We start from the raw sequence: 25,550 nt of genomic DNA, 5'->3' as shown, positions 1-25,550 counted from the left end.
TTCGGCGGACGGCCGTAAAAAAAGCCACCTCGCGGTGGCTTTTTTTTATGGACGCAACCCGCAGGTCACGCCCGGCCGAATGTTCACTTGAACAGCAAACGCAGCGAATCCCAAGCGCGGCCGAAGATGCCGGCCGGACCCACCGATTCCAGCGCCACCAGCGGCAATTCGGTGACGGCCTTGTCGTCGATCATGATCTTCAATGTACCGACCTTGGCGTTTTCCGAAATCGGCGCGATCAGCGGATCGTTGCGTTCAACGCGCGGCTTGATCTTGTCGGCGGTGCCCTTCGGCACGGTCACGTAGACGTCGCGCATGAAGCCGATCTTGATCTTGCCTTGCGAACCCTTCCAGACGTCAGGCGTATCGACGGCCTGGCCCTTGCTGTACAGCTTCACGGCGTCGAAATTCTGGAAGCCCCAGTTCAGCAGCTTCTGGCTTTCCTGCGTGCGGACCTGGTCGGACACGGTGCCGATGACCACCGAAATCAGGCGGCGCTCGCCGTTGGCGACCGGACGCTTGGCCGAGGTGATCAGCGAATAGCCGGCGCTGTCGGTGTGGCCGGTCTTCATGCCGTCGACGGTCGGGTCGAGCCACAGCAGGCGGTTGCGGTTGGGCTGGGTGATGTTGTTATAGGTGAACTTCTTGACCGAGTAATAGGTTTTGTAGAAGTCGGGGAAGTCGTTGATCAGGTTGCGGCACAGGATCGCCAGGTCGCGCGCGGTCGTGTACGTATCCGGGCTCGGCAAACCGTGCGGGTTGCTGAAGTGAGTGCCGGTCAGACCTTGGCGTTGCGCTTCGCGGTTCATCAGCACGACGAAGGCGTCGGTGGTGCCGGAGACGGCTTCGGACAGCGCCACGGCGGCGTCATTGCCGGAGACCGAGATCAGGCCGTACAGCAGGTTGTTGACCGAGACCGGCTTGTTCGGCTCGATGAACATCTTGGAGCTGCTCGGATCGACTTTCCAGGCGTTGACCGAGACGCTGATTTCCTGGTTCAGGTCGAGGCGCTTGTCGCGCACGGCGGCGAACGCCAGGTAAGCAGTCATCAGCTTGACCAGCGACGCCGGTTCGACGCGCGTGTCGGCTTCCTGCGACGCGATGATCTGGTTGCTCGACGCATCCAGCAACAGCCACGATTTGGCGGCGACGCTAGGAGGTGGAAGGCTCTGGGCGGCTGCCGAGAAGCTCAGGACGGTTGCGGCAATGGCCGCGAGTAGTTTTTTCATCTTCGGGTGTAAAAAATGTGTCCCGCCGGACTGCATGCGGGACTGTCGTTTGAAAAGAGATGAGTGAACATCGCACCGGGATTATAAACGCCGAGCCTGACAACAAGGCTGTGCGGCGTCGGCTTGCAGAGTATTCCGGTCTCATGGTCCGTAGCGAGAGGCCGGCTGACGACCTCGCGGTAGGACCATGGGGCTGGAATCAGCGATGCCAGAGTTGGACTATCAGGTTCTTGATATGTTGCAACTTGCGGTGAAAAAAGTGATCCGCGCCGGGAATCACGATGACGGGCAGCTCTTGCGGGCGCGCCCAGTCCAGCACCGCCGTGAGCGGAATCGTGTCATCCAGCTCGCCGTGGATCAGGATGGTGTCGGCCGGGACCGGCGGCATCGGCCACTTGCCGGCGGCGGTGCCGACCAGGGCCAGCCGCTCGGCCGGTGTGCCTGCTGCGATCAGACGCTGCTGCAACTGCGCCTGCACGAAAGTGCCGAACGAGAAACCGCCCAGCGCCAGCGGCAGATCGGGATATTGCGTGCGCATGTGCGCCAGCAGCAGCGCCATGTCGTCGGTTTCGCCATTGCCGTGGTCATGCACGCCTTCGGACTTGCCGACGCCGCGGAAATTCATGCGCACCGTGGCGTAACCCAGCGCCAGGAACGAGCGCGCCAGCGTCTGTGCAACCTTGTTGTCCATGGTGCCGCCATACAACGGATGTGGATGGGCCACCAGTGCGAGGCCGCGCGGCGCGGCGAACTGCTCGGGATCGGGCAGGTCCAGTGCGCATTCCAGCTGGCCGACGGCGCCGGGGATCAGAAAGGCTTGTGTTTGTGCGTTCATGCGTTTAAGCGTCTAGGGGGCGTATTCAGATTTTGAGGCGGTCGACGATCTTGCCGTCGACGATGTGCGAGTCGATGATTTCATCGATGTCTTCGTTGTCGACGTAGGTGTACCAGGTGCCTTGCGGATAGATGACCACGACCGGGCCTTCCTCGCAGCGTTCCAGGCAACCGGCCTTGTTGATGCGGACCTTGCCTTCGCCTGCCAGGCCGAGTTGCTTGATGCGTTTCTTGGCGTGTTCCTGTGCGGCTTGCGCACCCTTGTCGGCGCAGCAGGTACGCTCGCCCGGCTTGCGCTGGTTCAGGCAGAAGAAGACGTGATGTTCGTAGAACGGCTTGTCGGCGGTGTCAGGAGTATCTGCCATGGCGAGGTTCCGAGTGGATCAAAGGCGTCATGATACACCTCGTCATTTAGGCGCGCCCGGGCCGCCGGCCCGGCGATGCACCGGGTGATACAGGAACCACAGCGCCAGGAAAGGCCATAGCACCGAGAGGAATTGCGCGGCGCCGTCGAAATTGAGGAATTTTCCCTGCACCCAGGTCTGCAGCGTCGAGACGAAATACGGATTGGCGGGCACCGCATTGGTCGCCAGCAGGCTGAAGATCAGCGCCAGTCCGGCGATGCGCCGCTGCGCCACCAATGGCGCGAACGACAGGCCGGCCAGCATCAGGCCGCCGACGATCATGCCGCCGGCGGCGCCTGGCGTGAACCAGGCGAAGGCGTTGTCAGGCGCGAAAAACAGCGCGCAGGACAGCGACTTGATGAACACCGCGCCGAGCAGGTAGACCGCCATCAGCATGTTGCGCGGCGCCGCCTTGCGCAGCAGCAGGAGCATGGTCAGCACGGCGCCGGTGAGGCCACAGGCGGTGACGATGATTTCGGCCAGCCAGTATTGTTCGGCGCTGAGCTGGGCGCTGTTGGTCCACCAGGTGGCGAGGTCGATCGGCGTATCGAGCAGGTCCGACAGCAGGCTCGATAGCGGTGGCACCACGTGGCCAAGGCCGAACAGATGGTTCTGCGGATAGATCAGCGCCAGCGGCCACAGTCCGACCACCACCAGGCCGCGGCTGGCTTCGCGCGAGAACCAGCTGCGCCGCACTTCCAGCAAGCGGCTCTGGCGCAGGAAGTAGCGGCTGGTCCAGGCGCCGATCAGCGCGCCCAGCAAGGTGCCGCAACTGTTGGTGATGAGGTCGAGGTTGGAGGGAATGCGCGTGGGCAGGTAAGTCTGCACTGCTTCCATGACGGCCGACAGCGCGACGCCGGCCAGCGCGCTGAGCAGCACCGCCCACAGCGAGCGCACGCGCGGATACAGCGCATACACCACCAGCGCACCGAACGGCGCGTAGCCGACCACGTTGGTCCAGAGGTCGAAACCGGTCCAGTAATACGGCAGCCGCGCCCACAGGTAATCGTAGGGCAGCAATCCCATGTCGCGCCAGCCCGAAAACGGGTACCAGCTGGCATACACGATCAGCAGCGTGTAGATCAGTAAACTGACGCGTGCAAAGGAGGAAGCCGCCGGCCTGGCGACTGCGGTTGCGATGGAGGCGGAGGCAGGGGCAGGCGGGGCGGCTGGTGCGGGCGATTGTGGCGGTCGGTAAGGCGCGTCCATGCCAGCGAGGGTAACCGATTTCTCCTTCGCTTGCACCTTGGACAACCGTTACAATGTGCGCCATGCACGCCACCGAAACTTCACTCGCCACGACGATTTCCGCCCAGCGCATCGCCGCATTGATCGCCAGTTCCAGCAACGATAACGCCAAGACCGTCGCGGTCGAAGTGGTTGCCGAAACCGGCTCGACCAATGCCGATCTGCTGGCGCGCGTCACCGCTGCCGATGGCGACAGGCTGGTGGCGCCGGTGCTGCTGGTGGCCGAGTCGCAGACCGCCGGGCGCGGGCGCGCGGGACGGCCGTGGCAGACCACCAAGACGTCGGCGCTGACGTTTTCGCTGGCGTGGAGATTCAATCGTCCGCTGCATGCGCTGATCGGATTGCCGCTGGCCGTCGGCGTTGCGCTGGCCGAGGCGCTCGGGATTTTCGGTATTGATGTCGAATTGAAATGGCCCAACGACGTCCTGCGAGACGGCGCCAAGCTGGCCGGCATCCTGATCGAGACGGCGCAAGACAAAGGCACGGGCGCGACCGGAACCTGGACCGTCATCGGCATTGGCGTCAACCTGACCATGCCGCCGGATCTGCAGCAACGCATCGGCCGCGCCGTGGCCGACGTGTCTGAACTATTGACCCAAGATCGCGAGCGCCTGTTGGCGATTTTGCTGAGCGCCTTGTCGGATGCGCTGGCCGATTTCGATGCGCGCGGATTCAGGTATTTCGTGGCGCGCTGGAATCGTTTGCACGCCTACGCCGGCCGTACCGTGCGCATCCTCGACGATGGCCGCGTGCTGCACGAGGGCGTTGCCGTCGGGGTCGACGAGCAGGGCTGTTTCCTGATGGATACCGTGAACGGGCGCGTGGCAGTCACCGCCGGCGACGTGTCCTTGCGTTTGCAGGAGTAGCGCCATGTTGCTACTGATTGATGTTGGCAATACGCTGATCAAATGGGGTGTTCCGGCGGAACAAATTTTCTCCGTTACCGGTGCGGGCAGCTGGCGTCACGTCGGCGCAGTGGCGCGCGGTGAGGTCGCTGCATTGACACAGGCCTGGCAGGGTTTGCCGGTGGTACGCGTGCTGGTTTCAAACGTCGCGGGTCCGGTCGTCAGGGAGGCTTTGCAGGCGGTGCTGCAGGCGGCCTTCGGAGGCGACCTGCGCATCGACTGGTTCGCATCGCAGCCGCAACTGGCGGGCGTGCGCAATCGCTACAAGAATCCCGGCCAGCTAGGCTGCGACCGCTTCGCTTCGGCCATCGGCGCGCATGCGCTGTTTCCGCAGCGTGCGCTGATCGTGGCTACTTGCGGCACCGCCACCACGGTTGATGCAGTCACGCCGGACGGCGATTTCCTGGGTGGCATGATCTTGCCGGGGCTGGGTGTAATGGCGACGTCGCTGGCGCTCAATACCGCGCAATTGCCACAGATACAAAGCATCAGTGCAGTCGCCACGCCGTTCGCCGACAACACCACGGACGCCATCATCGCCGGCTGCATTTCAGCGCAGACTGGCGCCATCGAGCGCGCCGTCGCGGCGCACCAGCAAGCCCATGAAGAAGTCCTGTGCGTGCTGGCGGGCGGCGCCGGGCCTGTGTTGGCGCCTTATTTGTCAACGCCCTGCGAAAAAGTCGATAATCTGGTGTTGATCGGCCTGCATGCAGCGGCCGCAGAATGAAGGCGATGACTTCAATAAATCGAACTGACGGTTCATCATGCTGAAATTGTTTTTTTGGCTACTGTTGATCGGCAATACGGCCCTGTTCGCCATGCAGCGGGGCTATCTCGGCGCGACCGCCTCCGAGCGCCACGAGCCCAAGCGCCTGGCGCAGCAGCTACATCCCGAAACATTGACCATCCTGCCGGCCAACAGCGAAAAACTGGTGGCACCGGCCAAGGCCGATGCGCCGGCAGGTACGGTTGCCGCGGTCACGACGGCCGATGCCGCCAAGGACGCGAAACAAGGCAAGCCGGATGCGACACCGCCGGAGGTCAAGGCGCCCGCCGCTGATCCTGTCCCTGCTGTTGCTGCCGCTCCGGTCGTCGCCTGCACCGAAATCGGCAATTTCAACGCCGTCGAGGTGCGCAAGTTCGACGCCCAGCTGAGCAGTCTCAACCTGACCGTCAAGCCGACCACGCGCAGCGTGCAGGAAGCCGCCAGCCACATGGTCTATATCCCCACGCAGGACGGCAAGGACGGCGCCGACCGCAAGGCCGCTGAACTGCGCCGCCTCGGCATCCAGGACTTCTACGTGATGCCGGAGTCGCAAGCCAATCCGGCGTTGCGCTGGGCCATTTCGCTGGGCGTATTCAAGACCGAAGAGGCCGCCAAGGCTTACATCGGCCGCTTGATCCCGCAAGGGGTGCGCAGCGCTCGCATCATGGCGCGCAACGTCACGTCGAACAAGCAGGCTTATCAATGGCGCAATGTCGATGCGGCAAGCAAGACGGCGCTGGACGGCCTCAAGGCCAAATTCCCCAATCAGGAAATGCGCAGCTGCCCGAGTTGAGCCTCGCCCATGCATGGCCGGTGCGGCTTGGCGGGCACAGGCCGATTTTGCATAGGGGCGATAAAACGTCAACTCCGCCGCAATCGAAACGCGCTTTCCATGTAAAATCGCGGACATTCCGAATATCTCTCCTGCCCAGGAATTGCACATGACCGATTTGACCGACCTGACCGACGTTGACCCTATCATCAAGGCTGAAATCCTGGCCGAGGCGTTGCCGTATATCCGCAAGTTCCACGGCAAGACCATCGTCGTCAAATACGGCGGCAATGCGATGACCGAAGAGCGTCTCAAGCACGGCTTCGCTCGTGATGTGATCCTGTTGAAACTGGTCGGCATGAATCCGGTGGTGGTGCACGGCGGCGGTCCGCAAATCGACAACGCACTCAAGAAAATCGGCAAGCAAGGCACCTTCGTGCAGGGTATGCGCATCACCGATGAAGAAACCATGGAAGTGGTGGAGTGGGTGCTGGGCGGCGAAGTGCAGCAGGATATCGTGATGCTGATCAACCACTACGGCGGCCAGGCAGTCGGCCTGACCGGCAAGGATGGTGGCCTGATCCGGGCGCGCAAGATGCAGATGCCGGACAAGGAAAACCCGGGTCAATTCCTCGATATCGGTTTCGTCGGTGAAATCGAGGCGATCAACCCGGCGGTGGTCAAGGCGCTGCAGGATGACGCCTTCATCCCTATCATTTCGCCGATCGGCTTCGGCGACGACGGCCAGGCCTATAACATCAATGCCGACGTCGTGGCCGGCAAGATCGCCGAGATCCTGCATGCGGAAAAGCTGATCATGATGACCAACATTGCCGGCGTGCAAGACAAGAAGGGCAATCTGTTGACCGATCTGTCGGCGCGCGAGATCGACGAAATGTTCGAAGACGGCACCATTTCCGGCGGCATGCTGCCAAAGATTTCGTCGGCGCTGGACGCCGCCAAGTCGGGCGTGAATACCGTTCACATCATCGACGGCCGCATCGAACATTCGCTGTTGCTGGAAGTGCTGACCGAACAGGCATTCGGCACCATGATCCGCTCGCACTGAACATCGCTAGCGTATTGCGCAAAAAAGGCGCCCCGGGAAATCGGTGGCGCCTTTTTTATTGAAGCGTATATACGTATATGAGGACGTTCAGTAAATCCGTTCGACCTTGAAGCCGCGCTGTTGCAGCAAGGCAGGCACGCCCGTCGGGCCGACCAGATGCAGGATGCCGATGGCGGCGAAGATACGGTCGCGGCTCTTGAGCAGACCACCGATGCGTTCTGCCAGGGCTGGGTTGCGCTGGTCCAGCAAGACCTCCCTGGTGAAGCGGCCGACGAAGCTGCCGTCGCCGGCCATCTCATCGAGCAGGCCTTGCAGGCCGGACAGGTTGGCCGTGCGCCAGAATTCGGCCAGCTCCACGACACGGACCGCGCTGTCGGGATCGTCGAGTTCCTTGAGAGTGTCTTCGAGCAGCAGGCTTTGCTGTTGCCGGCTCAGCGCGCCGAACAGTGCCAGCTGGGTTTCGGCGCCTTCCAGTTCGATCACGGGCTTGTTGCGCTTGGCGACGAAGTCGGCCAGGTGGCTGTCGACCGCGAGGTCGGCGCGATAGCCTTTGCTGCCGAACTCCTGCACGGTGAGCAGGCTGGCGATCATCCAGGGGCGAAAGCGTACGACTGCCTCGGGTGGGACATTGTATTTTTTCAGCGCGGCCTGCACCTGCTGCTGCAGTTGCGGGCTGAGGTCGGTCTGGTAGCTCTGGCCTTCGGGATAGAAGCCGTAGCGCAGCACGGCCGCCTGCATGGCGGGTGTCTTCTTCGGATCGATTTCGAGGGCGATTGCCGGGGCCTGTTCCAGCGCTTGCATCACGCGTGGTTCAAGCGGATAGAAGTTGGCGGCGCCGACGTGGATGGTGCCGAACAAATACAGCGTGTGATGCGCGTCCTGCACCTTGAACAAGGCGCCGCGGTGTTCCGTGCGGGCAGGTGCCGACGTGGTTTCTGCTGCATTTGCCAGCGGCAGATAAAGGCAGAACAGCCAGCTGAATGTCACTATAATCAGGCGTCGCATCGTTGCGCTTTCATCATTATTTACCGTGCCGAATACTACACCGCTCTGGCTTTTCGATCTCGACAACACGCTGCACAACGCGTCGCACGCGATTTTTCCGGCGATCAACGCCAACATGAATACGTTCATGGAGCGCGTACTCAGGGAGCAGGGATTGCCGGCCGATCAGGACGCCGTCAACGCGATGCGGCAGCGCTATTGGCGCCTGTACGGTGCAACCTTGCTGGGAATGGTGCAACATCATCACGTGCGGCCGGAAGATTTCCTGCGCGACGCGCACGATTTCGCCGATCTGTTTGGCATGATCCGCGCCGAGCGCGGCCTGCTGAATCTGCTGGAGCGCTTGCCGGGACGCAAGATCCTGCTGACCAATGCGCCGTTGCGCTACTCGCGCGACGTGGTGCGACATCTGGGCCTGCATCGCCATTTCGACAAGCACATCTCCATCGAATCGATGCGCGTGCACGGCAAGCTCAAACCGAAACCGTCGCGGCAGATGTTGCAACAGTTACTCGCGCGTGAACGTGTCCCGGCGCATCGTTGCATTCTGGTGGAAGATACCGTGGTCAATCTGAAGTCGGCCAAAGAGCTGGGTGTGCGTACGGCGTGGATTACCCAATACCTGGCCGGCAATCCGCATTTTTCAGCGGCCGGCGTGCGCAGGATGCAGACCATGCATCCGTCTTATGTCGATGTGAAGGTGCGTTCGGTACGCCAGCTGACCAGCCATCTGCGTCGCCTGGCCGGCGCGTAGGCGGGAATTAGCCGTCTATTCAGTCGGGACTCAGTCGTCCGCGCAATCAGCGCACCAACCCTTGATGGTCAGTTCGATTTCATGACTGCGAAAGCCTTTGCCGAGGGATTTTTGCAGGGCGGTCTGCAACTGCGCCGCGGTGGTCTGGCGCTTGCCCGATGAGGGCAGCACACTCTCAAGAAAGCCTGCTTCGCCGCTGCCATCCAGGCAAAACACCCGGGCGCAGCGCGTGCATTTGAAATGGCCGTGCTGATGCTGGGCATGGCCGTGTGCGTGTTGATGGCCGCCATGGCTGCCGTGATCGTGATGTTCGGCGCCGGTGCCGGCGTTATAACGGAAGATGCGGTCGTCGCTGGCGATCTTGTGCGCCAGCCCGGCCTCGGTCAGACAATCGAGCGCGCGATACAGCGTGACGCGATCCATGTCGACCAGCTTGTCCTGGATATCCTGATGCGACACCGCGCTGCGTGCGCTGAGCAGCGCCGCCATGACGCTCACGCGCGCCTGCGTGACGCGCACCGACGCGTCGCGCAATTGCAGCTCGGCCAGAGCCTGCGCAGCGGCGGGGTCGTGGGGCAAAGCGTTGGCGGTGATGTCGGCTTTGGATTTCATGGCATATCGCTAATGTGACTGGTGCGGCTGGTGTGAGGGCGGCCCGCCGATGCGGCGCCCGGTCAAAGACCTACCCGAATTATGCCGCAATTCGCCGATGGCGGCTTTGTCAGGGCCCAAGGCAAGGCTTATTTACCGGCAATCTTCTTGGCGCGCGGATGGGCGGCGTCATAGACTTGCGCCAGGCGCTGGAAATCGAGCGAGGTGTAGACCTGAGTCGCCGTGATCGAGGCGTGGCCCAGCATCTCCTGCACCGCGCGCAGGTCGCCCGAGCCTTGCAAGACGTGGGAGGCGAAGGAATGACGCAACACGTGCGGATGGACGTTGGTGGCCAAACCCAGCGCCTGGCCGTGCGCCTTGAGCCGCAATTGCGCCACCCGCGGCGACATGCGCGCACCGCGCTCGCTCAGGAACAGCGCACGCCGCTCGGCGTCGGCATGCCCCGCGATGACGGTCTCGCGTGCCGTCAGCCAGGCTTTCAGCGCTTCCATGGCCGGTTTGCCGACCGGCACGCTGCGCATCTTGTTGCCTTTGCCGGTGACGGTCACTTCATTGCTGTCCATATCAATCCATCCGGCCGATACATAACCGGCTTCCTGGCGATATTGCACATCCAGACCCACCAGTTCGGAAATCCGCAAGCCGCTGGAGTACAGCAACTCGAACATGGCGCGATTGCATAGCTGGGCAGGTGCGGCGGCGTCCTTGAGCGGATTGGGCTGCGACACCAGATGAACGGCGTCATCGGCGGCCAGCGCCTTGGGCAGCGGCTTGGCTTTCTTGGGCGCTTTGACGCCGTCGACGGGATTCGATTTCAGCCGGCCCTGTTCGGACAGCCAGTCGTAGAAGCCGCGCCAGGCCGACAGTTTGCGCGCGATGGAGCGCGCATTGAGGCCGCGGCCGTGCAATTGCGCGGCGAACTTGCGTATCTGGAAATGGGAAACTGCATCCAACTCCGCGCCGGCGGCTTGCGCCAGCTCGGATAACTCGGCCAGGTCGCGGCCGTAATTGCTCACCGTATGCGGCGACAGCATGCGCTGGCTCAGCAGGGTGTCGAGATAACGGTCGATTTCGGCTTGGTTGGCGTCGGCGCTCACACGGTCGGGAGGGAAGTCGGGATAAATCAGTGTAGCAGGCAGGCCAGCGCTGCGCTGGCGGTTTCACTGATGCGGCTGAGGAAATCAGTGGCCATGTCGGCGCTGAAGCGGCTGGGGTCGGGCGAGCCAAGCACCAGCAAACCAAAGGCTTCCGGCGCGGCGCCGACGCGTAGCGGCAGCATCGCCAGCGACTTCACGGAAGCTGCATCTTCCAGCCAGCTGGCGGCTTCGAAATCGTTGTTGGCGCCGCAGAACGGCGTCGTCAGGCCATTGGCAAAAATGCGCGCATCTTCCGATACGGTCGCGGTGTACCAGTTGTCGTTGCGGCTTTCGGTGACGTTCCACAGGCGCAAGGTGACCTGCGGGACGTTGAAGATTTCCTGCAGGTTGCGGGTCAGCGCCTGCGGCAGGTCGCCGTCATTGCGCGCCAGCAGCAGGGCGCGTGTCCAGGCCTGGAATTTTCCGGTGATCTCGTCGTTTTCCTGGGCGATGCGCATCAGGTCGGCCATGTGCAATTCCTGCACCTTGATCTTTTCACGCAGGATTTCCATCTGGCGCTCCTGCAAGGAGATGGCCCGACCGAGCAAAGGGCTGGTCAGCTTGATCCGGCCAAGCAATTCGGCGTGTTCCTCGAAGAAGTGAGGGTGGTCGAGCAGATAGTCGGCGATCGAATCGGAATCCAGGTGGGAGGTCATGTGCGTTTTTTGAGTTTGGTTGTTCCGGAAAGTCGCGCGGGCGCGCCGGATTGCATTACCGCAATATCGCGAGATTATCTACGCTATCGGTAGTGCTGACAACTTTTTAATCAGGCCGAGAAGGCTTGGCATCGCCAATAAAAACGGGCTTACATGATTGCTCATGTAAGCCCGAATCGTTCAAGCTAAGTTTCTGATTCTGACGTTTGCACGCCAGAGGTTCAGAGACTTAAATTAGAACTTGTGACGGATACCAACAGTAACTGCTGTTTGGCTAGCGTCGTTACCAGTTGTGTCACCAACCACGCCTGGGTTCTTCATGTCTTTAGCACGCAGATTCGACACGAATGCGTACAGGTCAGTACGCTTCGACAGCCAGTAGTCAGTACCCAAGTTGATTTGGGTCAGCTTGCCCTTGCCGTCAACGTTAGCGAAGTCTGCACGAGTGTACTGAACGCTACCCAGCAGCTTCAACGAAGGAGTCAGGGAGTAAGCAGTACCGATTTCGTACATGTCAGCCTTTTGCGACAGGCCCAGAGTAGCGGCAGTCAGGCGTGTTGCGTTCGACAGACCAGTAACTGCAGCAGTGTTCAGATCTTGCTTGACGCGCGAGTAGTTACCGTACACGCGTGCAGGACCGAACTGATAGCTGGCGACAACGTTCAAGACTTTAGCTGCTGTGTTACCAGCATTAGCTGCGTTCAGTGCAGTTGCATTGTTGTAGGCAGTCACTGCTGCAGCCGAAGCGGCAGCAGTAGGAGCGACACCCTGGATCAACGATGTATCGCTAGGAGTTGCACCTTGCTTCGATTGGTAGTAGTTGATACCCAGACCCAGTGGGCCGTTGTCGTACTTGGCACCCAGACCGAACGATTGACCAGCCGAAGTCTTGCCAGCTGTTTCGCCGAAACCGTACATCAGGTTACCAGTGAAGCCACCCAGGTTGTTGGTGGTGTAGCTGACCGAGTTGTTGGTGCGAACACCTTGCAGACGGTTCAGGTTCGAACCGGAGTTCTGGGTAACGCCACCGAAATCTGCAACCGCAGTGTAGGCGCTGATTGTGTCAGCCCAGTCAGTTTGACGACCGACCAGAACCGAACCGAAGCCGCCGGCCAGACCGACAACCGATTTACGGCGGAACAGGTTCGAACCGGTAACAGCGTCAGAACCTTGCAGGCCGCCGTTGTCGTTGGTGAAACCAGTTTCCAGGTTGAACACTGCGCTCAGACCGCCGCCCAGATCTTCAACGCCCTTGAAGCCGATGCGCGAACCTTGAACAACGCCGGAGTTGACTGCAAACTTGCTACCGGTGTTAGTGCCGCCAGCTGGAGTTTGAGCCTTGCTTGTGTAAGTAACGCCGGTATCAACGATACCGTAGATAGTGACGGAGCTTTGTGCTTGTGCAGCACCTGCAAACGCGCCGAGAACGGCCAGTGCAAGCAGAGATTTTTTCATTTGACATCCTTCTATAAAAATAGTCTTGAGGATCCGTACATCTAGTCGGATGGTGAGACATTAAGGGTTCTCATTAGCGCTGGCCTCAGATTGGTCGTTTGGCGGACGAAGTTTTGGTTGAAATTCCGAAACTCCTACACGACTGTTGTTTTTTTCTAACGCTTTCGAGGTGAGTCTCCCACAATGAGGATTTTCCGGGGTTCCCAAGGGCCTCCGGAGATTCGATTGTTTTTGTGATAACAAATGACGTATTAAAGACTTGAATTGTTGTTTTAAAGCTCCAATTTGATCTCTTAAAGATTGGATTAAAAAAATATCATGATTTATAGGGGATAATTTTTTCCTTCGAAAGAGTGCTTGGATTGATTTATGGCGAGTCGGGAAGATTTGGCAATTATTCGCGCGGCGCGTGCCGGACAGGCAGAGGCGCAACTGGCGCTGGGCCGGCGCTACTTATTCGGCGGCAACGGATTGCCGCAAAGCTTCGCCACGGCGCTGCACTGGCTTGACCGCGCGGCACGTCAGGGGGTGCCGGATGCCTGGACGCTGATTGGCGAGCACATACCCTATGAGGTGGTGGCGCAGGCGCCGAAGCCGCTTGAATATGTGCTCTGGTATGAGCGCGCTTTCGAGGCTGGTCGCAAGCTGGCCGGGCTGAGTTTCGCGCGGCTGGTGCTGGCGCATCAGGCACAACCCGAGGCGCAGGCAATGCTGGGCAAGGCCGTCAAGGCGCTGGAATCGGAGGCCAATGCCGGTACGGCTGAAGCGCAATGGTTGCTGTCGCAGCAACAGGGCGGGCGAAAGCCGGCCGACGTCGCTACCGCCACCGGCGAACAACGCGCGGCAGAGCAGGTCACTGCAACCCAATGGGCGCAGAAAGCTGCCGACGCCGGCATCGGTCAGGCGCAACTGGCGCTGGCCGATGCCGCCTGGCTGCGCTTGGATCGTGCGGACTTCATTCGGCGCGCCTTGCCGCTGGCGCGTTCCCTGCTGGCGCAATACGGTGCGGATTTGCCGCAGCTGAACGCACCCTCCGAAGGACTGGCCCGGCATCTGGGTGAGGGAAACATCGTCTTGTTGTCGCGGCTTGCGCAAGTACTTGCCGAAATCAACGAGGTTGATGCTGACGAAGCGCAATTAATGCTGGAGCTGGCGGCCTATGCCGACGACAAGTCGGCGCAGCTGTCGCTGGGGTTGTTCTTTGCGCGCATGAAGGAGAATGGCGGGCGCGCCTTCCCCGGTTTTGGTTCTGCTAATTATAAGAAGGCGATTCGCTGGTTGACCCTGGCCGGCGAACGGGGCCTCGCAGCAGCGTGGTATGCCTTGTCGCGTATTTATCTGAAGCCGGAGTTTTCCCAGCGCAATCTTGCCGATGCGCAGCATTACCTGGAGCGCGCAGCCGAAATGGGGCATGTGTTGGGGCAGCTGGAATGCGGCAGCAGCGCATGGCGCAACCGCAGGGAAGATCCCGCCAACGATGTGCGCGCAGTGTACTGGCTGCAAAAGGCGGCAGCGCAAGACAATGCCGATGCGCGGGACTTGCTGGCCAAGATTGCCGATCGTCCGGCCGCTGCTGCCTGGGCTGTGGAGGCCCGCAGCCAAATGACGCGCGATTTCCTGAGCGCCTATCCGTTCCTGGCGGCGCGGCTGGAGCTGGCGATCCTGTTCGGACTGACCCGGCCCGAAGCCTTGTTGATCGATCTGAAACAGGCTGACTGCGGCCATTGCCTGGTGGTGGACATCCGCGACTACTATGCACGTAGCAAGCGGCGCCTGATATTAATAGAGACCGGCGACGAGCGGCAGGTGCTTAATCGCATCGGCCGCCTGTTCGAGGACGTCGATTGCAGCCTGAGCGGTCCGGAAGGCAACTACCGGCAGCGGTTGTACCGGCTGAAGACCGCGTTGCCGCTGGATGACGATGAGCAGGAAGAAGAGGGTGACCTGGCTGAAGAGTCTTAGGTCGGATTCCCGCCAGGCAAAATAAAAAGAGATGGCCGAAGCCATCTCTTTTTTTATTTGTGCATCCTTGTCTGCGATGTTCAGATGTCAATTTCGCCTTCGAACACCGACACCGCCGGCCCGGTCATCATGACTGGCTTGCCCGGTCCCGCCCAGGCGATCACCAGTTCGCCGCCGTGGGTTTGCACCGCCACCGGTGTATCCAACAGGCCGCGACGGATGCCGGCGACCACGGCCGCACATGCTCCGGTGCCGCACGCCAGGGTTTCGCCGACGCCGCGTTCGAACACGCGCAGGTTGACGTTGTGGCGGTCCACCACCTGCATGAAGCCGGCGTTGACGCGCCTGGGGAAGCGCGCATGGCGCTCGATCAGCGGGCCGTCAGTCAATACCGGCGCCGCCTCAGTATCGGCAACGATCTGTACTGCGTGAGGGTTGCCCATCGACACCACCGAAATCCAGGTCGTCTTGCCGTCAACGTCGAGCGGCCATAGCGTGTCATCTCCTTCGGTCTTGCTGCCAAGGCCCGATGGATCGAACGGCACCTGTTCCGGGGCCAGTACGGGCGCTCCCATGTCAACGGTGACGCGACCGTCGTCTTCCAGCGTGGGTTCGATGACGCCGGACATTGTTTCCACACGGATAACGCGCTTGGTCGTGAGGCCCTTGTCGCTGACGAAGCGTGCAAATGCGCGCGCGCCGTTGCCGCACTGTTCGACTTCGCCGCCATCGGCGTTATAGATGCGGTAACGAAAATCGATGCCCTCGGACGCCGTCTTTTCCACCACCAGCATCTGATCGGCACCGATGCCGAAGCGCCGGTCGGCAATGAACTTCCATTGCGCAGGCGTCAGCGCGATGTCCTGGTGAATGGCGTCGACGACAACGAAGTCGTTGCCGGCGCCGTGCATTTTGGTGAATTTGATTTTCATGGCATTAATTATAGACGGCCGCACTAATCGTGGCCGTATACATTAGGTGTGCCCGGAGGGTGTGTTTTAAAGCGTTTGTGCGCCCAAAAATATTCTGCCGGCGCCTCCCGCACGCGCTCTTCGATAAAGGCATTCATGCGGCGGGTCGCCTCGACGATATCGTCGCCGGGATAGTTTTCCCAGGCGGGATAGAACGTGGTTTTCCAGCCTTTGTAATTGGGAAGGAAGGTCGTGATCATCGGCACCACGTTGGCGTGCGTCGCCGCGGCAATGCGCGCGGTGGCCGTCAGCGTTGCGGCAGGCACGCCGAAGAAGGGGATGAATTCAGCATCGCGCAGGCCGAAGTCCATATCCGGCAGCATGATGAACGGCAAGCCGTCGCGCATGGCGCGGATGATGGGCTTGACGCCTTTTTCGCGGGACAGAAGGGTTACCGGGCGAAAGCGCGAGCGACCTTTGAGCAGCGCCTGGTCGACGACTTCATTTTGTTGTTTGGAGTAAATGGTGCAAATCGACAGGTCGGAATTGAGCACCAATGCAATACCGGGGATCTCCAGGCAAACGAAATGCGGGCAAAGCAGGATGGTCGGGCCGGATTTGATGACCTCCACCGGTACCCTCGGTTCGACCTGGATCAACCGTTTCAGGCGTGCCTCCGAAGCCCACCAAAGGATGCCGCGTTCCAGCGCGCTGCGTGCGTATGCCTGGAAGTGTTGACGGGCAAGAGTCTCTTGTTCGGCTTCTGTTTTCTCGGGGAAGCACAGGCGGAGATTGGTCAGTGTGATGTGTCGGCGCGGCTTCATGATAATGAACAGCAGCGAACCGAGTGCTTCTCCAAGACGGCCGAGGATGGGCAACGGCAACCAGTGCAGCAGCCACATCAACGCAATCAGCGCCCTCACGATTGCGCTCCGGGAGCGGTCACGCCGGGCGGCGTCTTGTAGCGGTTGTAGCTCCAGATATATTGTGCCGGACAGCGTGCGATCAGTTTTTCCATTGCCGCGTTGATCGCGCGCGCCTGTTGTTCAGGCGTTTCGCCCAAGGTCTCTTCAAACGCCACGAAGCGGATGACGAAGCCACGTCCCCATGACAGGCGCTCGGCATAGGACAGGATGATCGGCGCGCCGCTCATCTGGTGCATCTTGGCCGACAGCGTCATGGTGTATGCCGGTTTGCCGAAGAAGTCGGCCCAGACGCCTTCGCCGTGCTGCGGCACCTGGTCCGGCAGGAGGCCGATCGCTAGTCCCTTCTTGAGCGCCTTGAGCAAAACACGAACGCCCGACAGATTGGCTGGCGCCAGATGGAGGTTGGGACGTGAGCGCGCGCCTTCAATCAGGGGCTTCAGCGCGGCCTTGCGCGGCGGACGATAGAGCGCGGTCAGCGAGGTTTTCTCAGCAATGGCCTGGGCGATGATTTCGAAGCAGCCGAGATGAGGGGTCAGGAACACCACGCCGGTTTTTGCGTCCAGCGCCTGTTGGGCCAGGTCCCAATTTTCGATGCGGGCGGTGCGCAAGACGCGCTTGGGGTCGGCACACCAGATGAACGGCAATTCGAAGATGCCCTTGCCCGCTTCGTTGACAGCGGACAACAAATGCTGTCCATGGCCGGCACGCGTCAGGTTGCTTTTGAGGCGCTTCCGATAGGAAGGCGATGCCAGGTAAACAAGCCATCCCATCGCGATCCCGATGAGGTGCAACAAGGGTAGCGGAAGAAATGACAACAGGCGGAATAAAGAAAAAAGCATACTTGCCGTTACCGTGAATAATGCTGTGAAATTGCGAATTTTTGCAAGACGCGTAAAATAGCATGAAAGCCGTCGAGTTAATGACAACTTGCGAGACGGGATATAAATTTCGCTAAAGCGTCGCAGGCTGGAGATAGGCCGCGACACCGGTTAAATCTCTATATGCAGGAGCCTGTGATGTCCAACGAGTATCTCTTTACTTCCGAATCCGTCTCGGAAGGTCACCCAGACAAAGTAGCCGACCAGATTTCCGATGCGATTCTGGATGCCATCTTTGCACAAGATCCCCTCTCCCGCGTCGCCGCCGAAACCCTGTGCAACACAGGCCTGGTCGTGCTCGCCGGTGAAATCACTACACGCGCCAACGTTGACTATATCGACGTCGCTCGCCAAACCATCAAGCGCATCGGTTACGACAACGCCGACTACGGCATCGACTACAAGAGCTGCGCCGTGCTCGTCGCCTACGACAAGCAATCACCGGACATCGCCCAGGGCGTTGACGAAGGCAAGGGCCTCGACCTCGACCAGGGCGCGGGCGACCAAGGTCTGATGTTCGGCTACGCCTGCGATGAAACACCGGAACTGATGCCTGCTGCCATCTACTACGCGCACCGTATCGTCGAACGCCAGTCGCAACTGCGCAAGGATGGCCGCCTGCCATGGCTGCGTCCCGATGCAAAATCGCAAGTGACGCTGAAGTATGTCGATGGCCGTCCGGTCGCCATCGACACCATCGTGCTGTCGACCCAGCATGCGCCTGAAATGGAACACAAGGCCATCGAAGAAGCCGCGATCGAAGAAATCATCCGCCCGGTCGTGCCGGCAGAGTGGATCAAGAACACCCGTTACCTGATCAACCCGACCGGTCGCTTCGTTATCGGAGGTCCGCAAGGCGACTGCGGCCTGACCGGTCGCAAGATCATCGTCGACACCTACGGTGGCGCAGCACCACACGGCGGCGGCGCGTTCTCCGGCAAGGATCCCTCCAAGGTTGACCGTTCGGCAGCCTACGCCGGCCGTTACGTCGCCAAGAACATCGTGGCCGCCGGCTTGGCGTCGCGTTGCCAGATCCAAGTGTCGTACGCCATCGGTATCGCCAAGCCGACTTCGGTCATGGTCACCACCTTCGGCACCGGCAAGATCAGCGACGAAAAGCTGGCGGAACTGGTGCTGGAACATTTCGACCTGCGTCCGAAGGGCATCGTGCAAATGCTGGACCTGTTGCGTCCGATTTACCAGAAGACCGCTGCTTACGGCCACTTCGGCCGCGAAGAGCCGGAATTCTCGTGGGAACGCACCGACAAGGCGGCTGCATTGAAGGCTGCTGCGGGCTTCTAAAAAAGAACAAGGATCGCTGTTTGCTGCGATCCTGCCGATAAGCCGGCGTGAGCCGGTTTATCGATGTACGATGGCATTTCGTACATAAACTGATTTACAATGCCTTTCCGTATCAAGGAGCGTTGCGACAAGACATCGATCTTGCCAGGCTTGATACCGTCAATATGCAACTGCGCTCACGTTACTTTTTTTCTGATTTTTCGAAAGGAGGGCGTGAGAACGCCGCAGCCATGACTACCAATTCCAACAAAGATTATGTGATCGCCGATATCAGCCTGGCGCAATGGGGCCATAAAGAGATCAAGATCGCTGAAACCGAAATGCCAGGCCTGATGGCCATCCGCGAAGAGTTCGCCGCGGCCCAGCCGTTGAAGGGCGCGCGCATCACCGGTTCGATCCACATGACCATCCAGACCGCCGTGCTGATCCAGACGCTGGAAGCACTGGGCGCCAAGGTCCGTTGGGCATCCTGCAATATCTACTCGACTCAGGACCATGCTGCCGCGGCAATCGCCGACAAGGGTACGCCGGTGTTCGCGTTCAAGGGCGAATCGCTGGACGAGTACTGGGAGTTCACGCACCGCATCTTCGAATGGCAAGGCGGCGACAACGAACAAGCCAACATGATCCTCGACGATGGCGGCGATGCAACGCTGCTGCTGCATCTGGGTACACGCGCTGAAAAAGATGCATCGGTGCTGAACAATCCGGGTTCGGAAGAAGAAATCTGCCTGTTCAACTCCATCAAGAAAAAGCTGACGACTTCGCCAAACTGGTATTCGACGCGTCTGGCGCAAGTCAAGGGCGTGACCGAAGAAACCACTACCGGCGTGCATCGTCTGTATCAGATGTTCAAGGACGGCAAACTGGCTTTCCCTGCGATCAACGTCAACGACTCCGTCACCAAGTCCAAGTTCGACAACCTGTACGGCTGCCGTGAATCGCTGGTCGACGGCATCAAGCGCGCCACCGACGTCATGATCGCCGGCAAGGTCGCCGTCATCGCCGGTTACGGCGACGTCGGCAAGGGCTCGGCGCAAGCCATGCGCGCGCTGTCGGCACAAGTCTGGGTCACTGAAATCGATCCGATCTGCGCACTGCAAGCGGCAATGGAAGGCTATCGCGTCGTTACCATGGATTACGCTGCTGAACACGGTGATATCTTCGTGACATGTACCGGCAACTACCATGTGATCACGCACGACCACATGAAGAAGATGAAAGACCAGGCCATCGTCTGCAACATCGGCCACTTCGACAACGAAATCGAAGTCGCCGCACTGAAGCAATACACCTGGGAAAACATCAAGCCGCAAGTCGACCACATCATCTTCCCTGACGGCAAGCGCATCATCCTGCTGGCCGAAGGCCGCCTGGTCAACCTCGGTTGCGGCACCGGCCACCCGTCCTACGTGATGAGCTCGTCGTTCGCCAACCAGACCATCGCCCAGATCGAACTGTTCGTGAACACCAAGAACTACCCGGTCGGCGTCTACACGCTGCCGAAGCATCTGGACGAAAAGGTTGCACGTCTGCAGTTGAAGAAACTCAATGCCCAATTGAGCACACTGACTGCGGAACAAGCTTCTTATATCGGCGTGAAGGCGGATGGCCCTTACAAGCCTGAACACTATCGTTATTAATCAGCGTTAAGGGCGGCGGCTATGCCGTCGCCTGGTTGTTTGTCCACTGCTAGTTCACTATTTGTTCGTCGTTTTGTCCGCCGCCTGCCGACTATATTGTTGGTGCCGGTCGGCGCACCGCCTGAAAGGAAATTACATGCGTCTGCTCATCCTCTGGCTGATCAATGCGCTGGCCTTGCTGGCCGTGCCTTACCTGTTGCACTCGGTGCAGGTCGACAGCTTCGGCGCCGCCCTGATCGCGGCCCTGATCCTCGGTTTCGTCAATACACTGGTGCGTCCGGTGCTGGTGGTGCTGACCTTGCCGGTGACCCTGCTCACGCTGGGTTTGTTCATCCTCGTGATCAACGGGCTGATGTTCTGGGTGGTGGCGCAACTGGTGGGTGGTTTCCATGTGGGCGGCTTCTGGTCCGCAGTGGGCGGCGCGCTGTTGTACAGCATTGTTTCGTGGGCCCTGTCGACGCTGCTGCTGAAGTCCACACGCGGCTGATCAGCAGTTGCAACGACCAGGCCCTGATCGTTTTCGGATCGAATTCTCATGACACAACATAATTTCAGCATCGAGTTTTTCCCGCCCAAGACACCTGAAGGCATGGAAAAGCTGCGCGTCACGCGCGCCAAGCTGGCCGAGCTGCAGCCGAAGTATTTTTCGGTCACTTTCGGCGCCGGCGGTTCGACCCAGCAAGGTACGCTCGACACCGTGCTGGAAATCATCAGCGAAGGCCACGTGGCCGCGCCGCATCTGTCCTGCATCGGCAGCTCGCGCGACGCCTTGCGCGCTATTCTGACCGAGTACAAGTCGCACGGCATCAAGAAGCTGGTCGCCTTGCGGGGCGATTTACCGAGCGGCTTCGGCGCCGCTGATTTTTCGTCCGGCGAATTCCGCTATGCCAACGAGCTGGTCGAGTTCATCCGCGCCGAAACCGGCGATTGGTTCCACATCGAAGTCGGCGCCTATCCGGAAATGCATCCCCAGGCCAAATCGCCGCAGGACGACGTGCAGAACTTTGCGCGCAAGATCAAGGCTGGCGCCGATGCCGCCATCACGCAGTATTTCTACAATCCCGACGCTTACTTCAACTTCGTCGACGAGGCGCAAAGGCTGGGCGTCAACGTGCCCATCGTGCCGGGCATCATGCCGATCACGAACTACACCCAACTGATGCGTTTCTCGGATATGTGCGGCACTGAAATCCCGCGCTGGATCCGGCTCAAGCTGGCCAGCTACGGCGACGATGCCGATTCGATCCGGGCCTTCGGCCTCGACGTGGTGACGCAGCTGTGCGAACAATTGCTGGAAGGCGGTGCGCCGGGTCTGCATTTTTACACGCTGAACCAGCCTGCCGCGACAATGGCAATCTGGCAACGACTGGTGGATTGATACAGCTGCAAGCAATAAAAAAGCCGGCTTCGAGCCGGCTTTTTTATTGCGCTGCCCTTTCACGCATCGGTAAGAATCACATCCAGCGCAATGTCATGCGGCTGCCCTCCGAATTCCGCCAGCGCCCCGGCATAGGCGACGCCGATGGCCAGCGGCCGCGGAGCCTGCGCCAGCGTACGGTCGTAAAAGCCGCCGCCATAGCCCAGCCGCAGGCGCGCCGCATTGAAGCCCAGGCACGGGATCAGCAGCGCCTGCGGGCGCACGGTCTCGCCTCCCTCAGGCGCCGAGGTGCCCATGGCATCTTTCACCAATGGTTCGCCCGGCGTCCAGCGGACGAATTCCAGCGGCGCATCTTTTCCGCGAATTATCGGCAAGGACAGGTGCACGCCTTGGGCCGCCAGCGCGTTATAAGCCGGATGCAGGTCCGGTTCCTGGCGGATCGGGTGGTACACCCCGAGGCTGGCGACCGGATTCTTTTGCAGCCAGTCCAGCAGACGGCTGCAGATCATCGCTTCAGCCGCGGCCCTGGCGGCCGGCGTCATGGCTCTGCGGGCGGCGAGCAAACGCGTGCGCAGGACCGATTTTTCCGACGCGGCGGCTGTTGTTGCCGCTGTTGCCGCTGTTGCCGCTATTTGCGGCGTGCGCCCGACAGCGTCAATGTGCGCAGAACCGCGTGCTATCCTTGAAGTCGTCATTTGTTTCAATCGAAGGTTGTATAAGAATGCAATTAAAGAAATGCGTGGTCGTGATCACATGCGCTGCTGCGGCGGCAATGAGTTTTTCTCTGCCGGCCCAGGCGCAGAAACGGCCCTCCGCCGCTGCGTCGCAGGATGACGTTTTCCTTGCGCTGCGCGACGCCTCACGGGTCGACGACTCGGCCACGGCGCTCAATCTGGCGGCGCGTTTGCCCGATTATGTCATTCCTTCCTACGTTGACTATTATCGGCTGAAACCACGCGTGCGCGACTTCACCGCGCCAGTGTCGGAAATCCGCGATTTCCTGGCGCGCTACGATGGCACCGCGATCGGCGATCGCCTGCGCAACGACTGGCTGTTGGCGCTGGGCAAGACCGGCGACTGGACTACCTTTGATGAGCAATACCCGTTGTTCGTGCTGAACGATGACGTACAGGTCAAATGCTTCGCGTTGAATTCGCGCGCGCTCAAGGGACAGAACGTCGCCGATGAAGCGCGCGCCTTGCTCACCAGTCCCAAGGATTACGGCCAGGGCTGCAGTGACCTGATTGGTACGCTGGCGCAAAACCATCAATTCGGCGAAAGCGACATCTGGGCGCAGATCCGCCAGGCGGTTGAAGCCGGCAGCATCATGGTGGCGCGCCGCGCCGCGATCTTTACCGACAACGGCGACGTCACCCTGCAGCAGGTAATCGACAAGCCGGCGCCGTTGCTGGCGCGCGGGCCGGGTCAGGGCCGCACCGCGCACGAGCTGTACATCATCGCCATCGGCCGGGCCGCCAAGAACAACCCGCAGCAGGCCGCCGCGTTCCTGAGTGGCGCCTCCGGCCTGACCGCGCAGGAACAAGCCATCGCCTGGGCCCAGATAGCCTTGCCGGCGTCGATGAAGCTGATGCCGGAAGCGATCGACTACTGGCGCAAGACCAAGGACGCGCCGCTGTCCTACGAAGCGTATCAGTGGAAAGTACGCATCGCCCTGCGCGCCGGCGACTGGAAGCTGGTGAAGTCCACCATCGACGCCATGCCGGCTTCGCTGCGCAGCGACATCACCTGGACTTACTGGCTGGCGCGCGCGCAAAAGGAAGACGGCCAGACCGAATCGGCCCAGCGCCTGTTCCAGTCGATCGCCTCGAACGTCAGCTTCTACGGCCAGCTGGCCACCGAAGAACTGGGCCAGAAAATCGTGATCCCTGCCGGTCCGACGCCGCCGACGCCGGCCGAGATCGCACCGATGGCGCAGAACAGCGGCTTCAAGCGCGCGCTCAAGTTCTATGACCTCAACATGCGCTACGAAGGCATCCGTGAATGGAACTGGGAGTTGCGCCGCATGAGCGACCGCCAGTTGCTCGCCGCCGCCGAGTTCGCACGTCAGAGCGATGTGCTCGACCGCATGGTGAACACCTCCGACCGCACCAAGCAGGAAATGGATTTCACCCAGCGCTTCCCGGCGCCGCACCTGAGCGAAATGACCGCCAACACGCGTCCGCTCGGCCTGGAAAATGCCTGGGTCTATGGCCTGATCCGCCAGGAATCGCGCTTCATCAAGAACGCCAAATCCTATGTCGGTGCTTCCGGCCTGATGCAGCTGATGCCGTCGACTGCGAAATACGTCGCCAAGAAAATCGGCCTGACCGAGTTTTCGCAGGACCAGATCAACGACATCAACACCAACCTGCTGCTGGGCACCAGCTACCTGAACATGGTGCTCAACAACCTCGACGGTTCGCAGGCCTTGGCGACCGCTGCCTACAACGCCGGTCCCGGACGTCCGCGTACGTGGCGCTCGACGCTAAACCGCAGTGTTGAAGGTGCGATTTTCGCTGAATCAATCCCATTCAACGAGACGCGCGGCTACGTCAAGAACGTGATGTCCAATGCTACTTATTACGCCGCCCTGTTCGAGAACAAGCCGCAGTCGCTCAAGCAGCGTCTCGGCACGGTGGCGCCGCGCACCAATACCCCGACCGACCTGCCTTGATACCGCGTGGCGGCCCAGAAGCAAAGAAAGCGATGACGGCCATGGCGTACAAAAACATCTTGATCATCGGCGGCTCCGGATTCATCGGCAGCCAGCTGGTCGCCCAGTTGGCGCGCAGCACGGCGGCCAGAATCACGGTGCCGACCCGGCGCTACGAGCGCAGCAAGCATTTGCTGGTGATGCCGACGGTGCGCACCACGATCGCCGACGTGCACGACGATGCCGCACTGGATCGCCTCGTGTCTCAGGCCGATGTCGTCATCAATCTGGTCGGCATCCTGCATTCGCGCAGCGGACCGCGCGGTAGCGCCTGGGGTCCCGATTTCGAACGCGCCCACGTCGAATTGCCGCGCAAGATCGTGGCCGCCTGCGCCAGGCATGGCGTGCGACGTTACCTGCACATGAGTGCACTGGGCGCGTCGGCGCAGGCGCCGTCGATGTATCAGCGCTCCAAGGCGGCGGGCGAAGTTGCGGCCTTCTCGGACGCCGCTGTCGCGACCACGGTGTTCCGGCCTTCGGTGGTGTTCGGCGAACACGACAATTTCCTCAACCTGTTCGCCGCGCTGCAAAAGCGTTTCCCCGTCATGCCGCTGGGCGGCGCCGAGGCGCGCTTCCAGCCGGTATACGTGGGCGACGTGGCGCAGGCTTTCGTCAGTGCCTTGCAGAATGATGCCACGCAAGGCAGGAGCTACGAGCTGGCCGGGCCGCAGGTCTACACGCTGCGCCAGTTGGTGCAGCTGGCCGGATTGTGTTCCGGCCATCCGCGTCCGGTGTTCGGATTGCCGCCGGCGTTGGCGTCTTTGCAAGCTTTTTTGCTGGAACATTTGCCAGGACGCATGATGAGTCGCGATAATCTGGCTTCCATGCAGGTGGACAATGTGGCGAGCGCGCCGATGGCGCCCGAGTTGCACATCATGCCGACCGCACTGGAAGCGATTGCACCGCGTTACCTTGCCGGCGTGCACATGCAGCAGCAGATGGACGCCCATCGTCGCGGCGCACGGCGCTGAAGCCAACCATTTTTAAGGATA

25 protein-coding genes and 1 riboswitch are annotated in these 25,550 nt (G+C 60.7%); of the genes, 12 read left to right on the top strand and 13 right to left on the bottom strand.

The window, feature by feature from the left end:
* Positions 1-83: 83 nt before the first annotated feature.
* The 4 genes from ACIROW_RS15840 to ACIROW_RS15825 all read right to left on the bottom strand — a co-directional run bounded on the left by ACIROW_RS15840 (position 84) and on the right by ACIROW_RS15825 (position 3,676).
* On the bottom strand, positions 84-1,229 hold the full coding sequence (locus ACIROW_RS15840; protein ID WP_265214746.1) for a D-alanyl-D-alanine carboxypeptidase family protein: 1,146 nt from the start codon (positions 1,227-1,229) through the stop codon (positions 84-86).
* 199 nt (positions 1,230-1,428) lie between these two features.
* On the bottom strand, positions 1,429-2,064 hold the full coding sequence (locus ACIROW_RS15835) for an alpha/beta hydrolase (RefSeq protein ID WP_402277259.1): 636 nt from the start codon (positions 2,062-2,064) through the stop codon (positions 1,429-1,431).
* A 25-nt stretch (positions 2,065-2,089) separates the two neighbouring features.
* The gene (locus tag ACIROW_RS15830) at positions 2,090-2,428 is read right to left on the bottom strand and encodes a (2Fe-2S) ferredoxin domain-containing protein (RefSeq protein WP_402277257.1); all 339 of its coding nucleotides are present in this window, start codon (positions 2,426-2,428) and stop codon (positions 2,090-2,092) included.
* 42 nt (positions 2,429-2,470) lie between these two features.
* Positions 2,471-3,676 (bottom strand): VanZ family protein, encoded by a 1,206-nt coding sequence (locus ACIROW_RS15825; protein ID WP_402277256.1) that lies wholly within the window; start codon positions 3,674-3,676, stop codon positions 2,471-2,473.
* Positions 3,677-3,729: 53 nt separating this feature from the next.
* On the opposite strand from ACIROW_RS15825, the gene ACIROW_RS15820 reads away from it, so the two are divergent.
* The 4 genes from ACIROW_RS15820 to argB all read left to right on the top strand — a co-directional run bounded on the left by ACIROW_RS15820 (position 3,730) and on the right by argB (position 7,227).
* The gene (locus tag ACIROW_RS15820) at positions 3,730-4,581 is read left to right on the top strand and encodes a biotin--[acetyl-CoA-carboxylase] ligase (protein WP_402277254.1); all 852 of its coding nucleotides are present in this window, start codon (positions 3,730-3,732) and stop codon (positions 4,579-4,581) included.
* Positions 4,582-4,585: 4 nt separating this feature from the next.
* Positions 4,586-5,347 (top strand): type III pantothenate kinase, encoded by a 762-nt coding sequence (locus ACIROW_RS15815; RefSeq protein ID WP_402277252.1) that lies wholly within the window; start codon positions 4,586-4,588, stop codon positions 5,345-5,347.
* Positions 5,348-5,384: 37 nt separating this feature from the next.
* The gene (locus tag ACIROW_RS15810; RefSeq protein WP_402277250.1) at positions 5,385-6,179 is read left to right on the top strand and encodes a hypothetical protein; all 795 of its coding nucleotides are present in this window, start codon (positions 5,385-5,387) and stop codon (positions 6,177-6,179) included.
* A 148-nt stretch (positions 6,180-6,327) separates the two neighbouring features.
* Positions 6,328-7,227, top strand: coding sequence for an acetylglutamate kinase (gene argB / locus ACIROW_RS15805; protein WP_016834869.1), 900 nt, complete (start codon positions 6,328-6,330; stop codon positions 7,225-7,227).
* Positions 7,228-7,314: 87 nt separating this feature from the next.
* Here argB and ACIROW_RS15800 read toward each other — a convergent pair whose 3' ends face one another.
* A complete protein-coding gene (locus ACIROW_RS15800; protein WP_402277248.1) occupies positions 7,315-8,232 on the bottom strand; it encodes a TraB/GumN family protein in 918 nt (305 codons plus the stop codon).
* A 25-nt stretch (positions 8,233-8,257) separates the two neighbouring features.
* Here ACIROW_RS15800 and ACIROW_RS15795 point away from each other — a divergent pair, with 25 nt between their 5' ends.
* Positions 8,258-8,986 (top strand): pyrimidine 5'-nucleotidase, encoded by a 729-nt coding sequence (locus ACIROW_RS15795; protein ID WP_402277246.1) that lies wholly within the window; start codon positions 8,258-8,260, stop codon positions 8,984-8,986.
* 30 nt (positions 8,987-9,016) lie between these two features.
* On the opposite strand, the gene ACIROW_RS15790 is transcribed toward ACIROW_RS15795, so the two are convergent.
* The 4 genes from ACIROW_RS15790 to ACIROW_RS15775 all read right to left on the bottom strand — a co-directional run bounded on the left by ACIROW_RS15790 (position 9,017) and on the right by ACIROW_RS15775 (position 12,845).
* On the bottom strand, positions 9,017-9,598 hold the full coding sequence (locus ACIROW_RS15790) for a Fur family transcriptional regulator (RefSeq protein WP_402277244.1): 582 nt from the start codon (positions 9,596-9,598) through the stop codon (positions 9,017-9,019).
* A 128-nt stretch (positions 9,599-9,726) separates the two neighbouring features.
* A complete protein-coding gene (gene xerC, locus ACIROW_RS15785; protein ID WP_402277242.1) occupies positions 9,727-10,695 on the bottom strand; it encodes a tyrosine recombinase XerC in 969 nt (322 codons plus the stop codon).
* Between the two features lie 26 nt (positions 10,696-10,721).
* The gene (locus tag ACIROW_RS15780) at positions 10,722-11,390 is read right to left on the bottom strand and encodes a DUF484 family protein (protein ID WP_402277241.1); all 669 of its coding nucleotides are present in this window, start codon (positions 11,388-11,390) and stop codon (positions 10,722-10,724) included.
* Between the two features lie 234 nt (positions 11,391-11,624).
* Positions 11,625-12,845, bottom strand: a complete 1,221-nt coding sequence (locus ACIROW_RS15775; protein WP_402277239.1) for a porin — start codon at positions 12,843-12,845, stop codon at positions 11,625-11,627.
* Positions 12,846-13,214: 369 nt separating this feature from the next.
* On the opposite strand from ACIROW_RS15775, the gene ACIROW_RS15770 reads away from it, so the two are divergent.
* Positions 13,215-14,807 (top strand): hypothetical protein, encoded by a 1,593-nt coding sequence (locus ACIROW_RS15770; RefSeq protein ID WP_402277237.1) that lies wholly within the window; start codon positions 13,215-13,217, stop codon positions 14,805-14,807.
* Between the two features lie 80 nt (positions 14,808-14,887).
* Here ACIROW_RS15770 and dapF read toward each other — a convergent pair whose 3' ends face one another.
* Genes dapF through ACIROW_RS15755 form a run of 3 tightly spaced genes read right to left on the bottom strand, consistent with a single transcriptional unit; the run spans position 14,888 to position 17,522 of the window.
* Complete coding sequence (dapF, locus tag ACIROW_RS15765) at positions 14,888-15,739, bottom strand: diaminopimelate epimerase (protein WP_402277235.1); 852 nt, start codon at positions 15,737-15,739, stop codon at positions 14,888-14,890.
* A gap of 23 nt (positions 15,740-15,762) precedes the next feature.
* Positions 15,763-16,641, bottom strand: a complete 879-nt coding sequence (locus ACIROW_RS15760) for a lipid A biosynthesis acyltransferase (protein ID WP_402277233.1) — start codon at positions 16,639-16,641, stop codon at positions 15,763-15,765.
* Entirely contained in the window at positions 16,638-17,522 is an 885-nt protein-coding gene (locus ACIROW_RS15755) for a lysophospholipid acyltransferase family protein (protein ID WP_402277689.1), read from the bottom strand. The genes ACIROW_RS15760 and ACIROW_RS15755 overlap by 4 nt, the downstream gene beginning before the upstream one ends.
* A gap of 138 nt (positions 17,523-17,660) precedes the next feature.
* On the opposite strand from ACIROW_RS15755, the gene metK reads away from it, so the two are divergent.
* The 4 genes from metK to metF all read left to right on the top strand — a co-directional run bounded on the left by metK (position 17,661) and on the right by metF (position 21,845).
* Positions 17,661-18,824, top strand: coding sequence for a methionine adenosyltransferase (gene metK, locus ACIROW_RS15750; RefSeq protein ID WP_402277231.1), 1,164 nt, complete (start codon positions 17,661-17,663; stop codon positions 18,822-18,824).
* 108 nt (positions 18,825-18,932) lie between these two features.
* A riboswitch (S-adenosyl-L-homocysteine riboswitch) is annotated at positions 18,933-19,009 on the top strand.
* A gap of 45 nt (positions 19,010-19,054) precedes the next feature.
* A complete protein-coding gene (ahcY, locus tag ACIROW_RS15745) occupies positions 19,055-20,467 on the top strand; it encodes an adenosylhomocysteinase (protein WP_402277229.1) in 1,413 nt (470 codons plus the stop codon).
* Between the two features lie 136 nt (positions 20,468-20,603).
* Entirely contained in the window at positions 20,604-20,954 is a 351-nt protein-coding gene (locus tag ACIROW_RS15740) for a phage holin family protein (protein ID WP_402277227.1), read from the top strand.
* A gap of 48 nt (positions 20,955-21,002) precedes the next feature.
* Positions 21,003-21,845, top strand: a complete 843-nt coding sequence (gene metF, locus ACIROW_RS15735; RefSeq protein WP_402277225.1) for a methylenetetrahydrofolate reductase [NAD(P)H] — start codon at positions 21,003-21,005, stop codon at positions 21,843-21,845.
* A 59-nt stretch (positions 21,846-21,904) separates the two neighbouring features.
* Here metF and ACIROW_RS15730 read toward each other — a convergent pair whose 3' ends face one another.
* Positions 21,905-22,540: a 5-formyltetrahydrofolate cyclo-ligase gene (locus tag ACIROW_RS15730; RefSeq protein WP_402277223.1), complete on the bottom strand. Its 636-nt coding sequence runs from the start codon at positions 22,538-22,540 to the stop codon at positions 21,905-21,907.
* Positions 22,541-22,566: 26 nt separating this feature from the next.
* Between ACIROW_RS15730 and ACIROW_RS15725 the strand changes: the two genes are divergently transcribed.
* Together ACIROW_RS15725 and ACIROW_RS15720 are read left to right on the top strand one after the other, a co-directional pair.
* Positions 22,567-24,519 carry a transglycosylase SLT domain-containing protein gene (locus ACIROW_RS15725; RefSeq protein ID WP_402277221.1) on the top strand — a complete coding sequence of 651 codons (1,953 nt, stop codon included), beginning with the start codon at positions 22,567-22,569 and terminating at the stop codon, positions 24,517-24,519.
* Between the two features lie 41 nt (positions 24,520-24,560).
* Positions 24,561-25,529: a complex I NDUFA9 subunit family protein gene (locus ACIROW_RS15720; protein WP_402277219.1), complete on the top strand. Its 969-nt coding sequence runs from the start codon at positions 24,561-24,563 to the stop codon at positions 25,527-25,529.
* Positions 25,530-25,550 lie beyond the last annotated feature (21 nt).

The sequence above is a fragment of the Herbaspirillum sp. NPDC101397 genome (genome assembly GCF_044767325.1).
Lineage (GTDB): Bacteria > Pseudomonadota > Gammaproteobacteria > Burkholderiales > Burkholderiaceae_D > Herbaspirillum.
The sequence above is the reverse complement of the archived record's forward strand: the minus strand, read 5'-3'. Positions and strand labels throughout refer to the sequence as shown.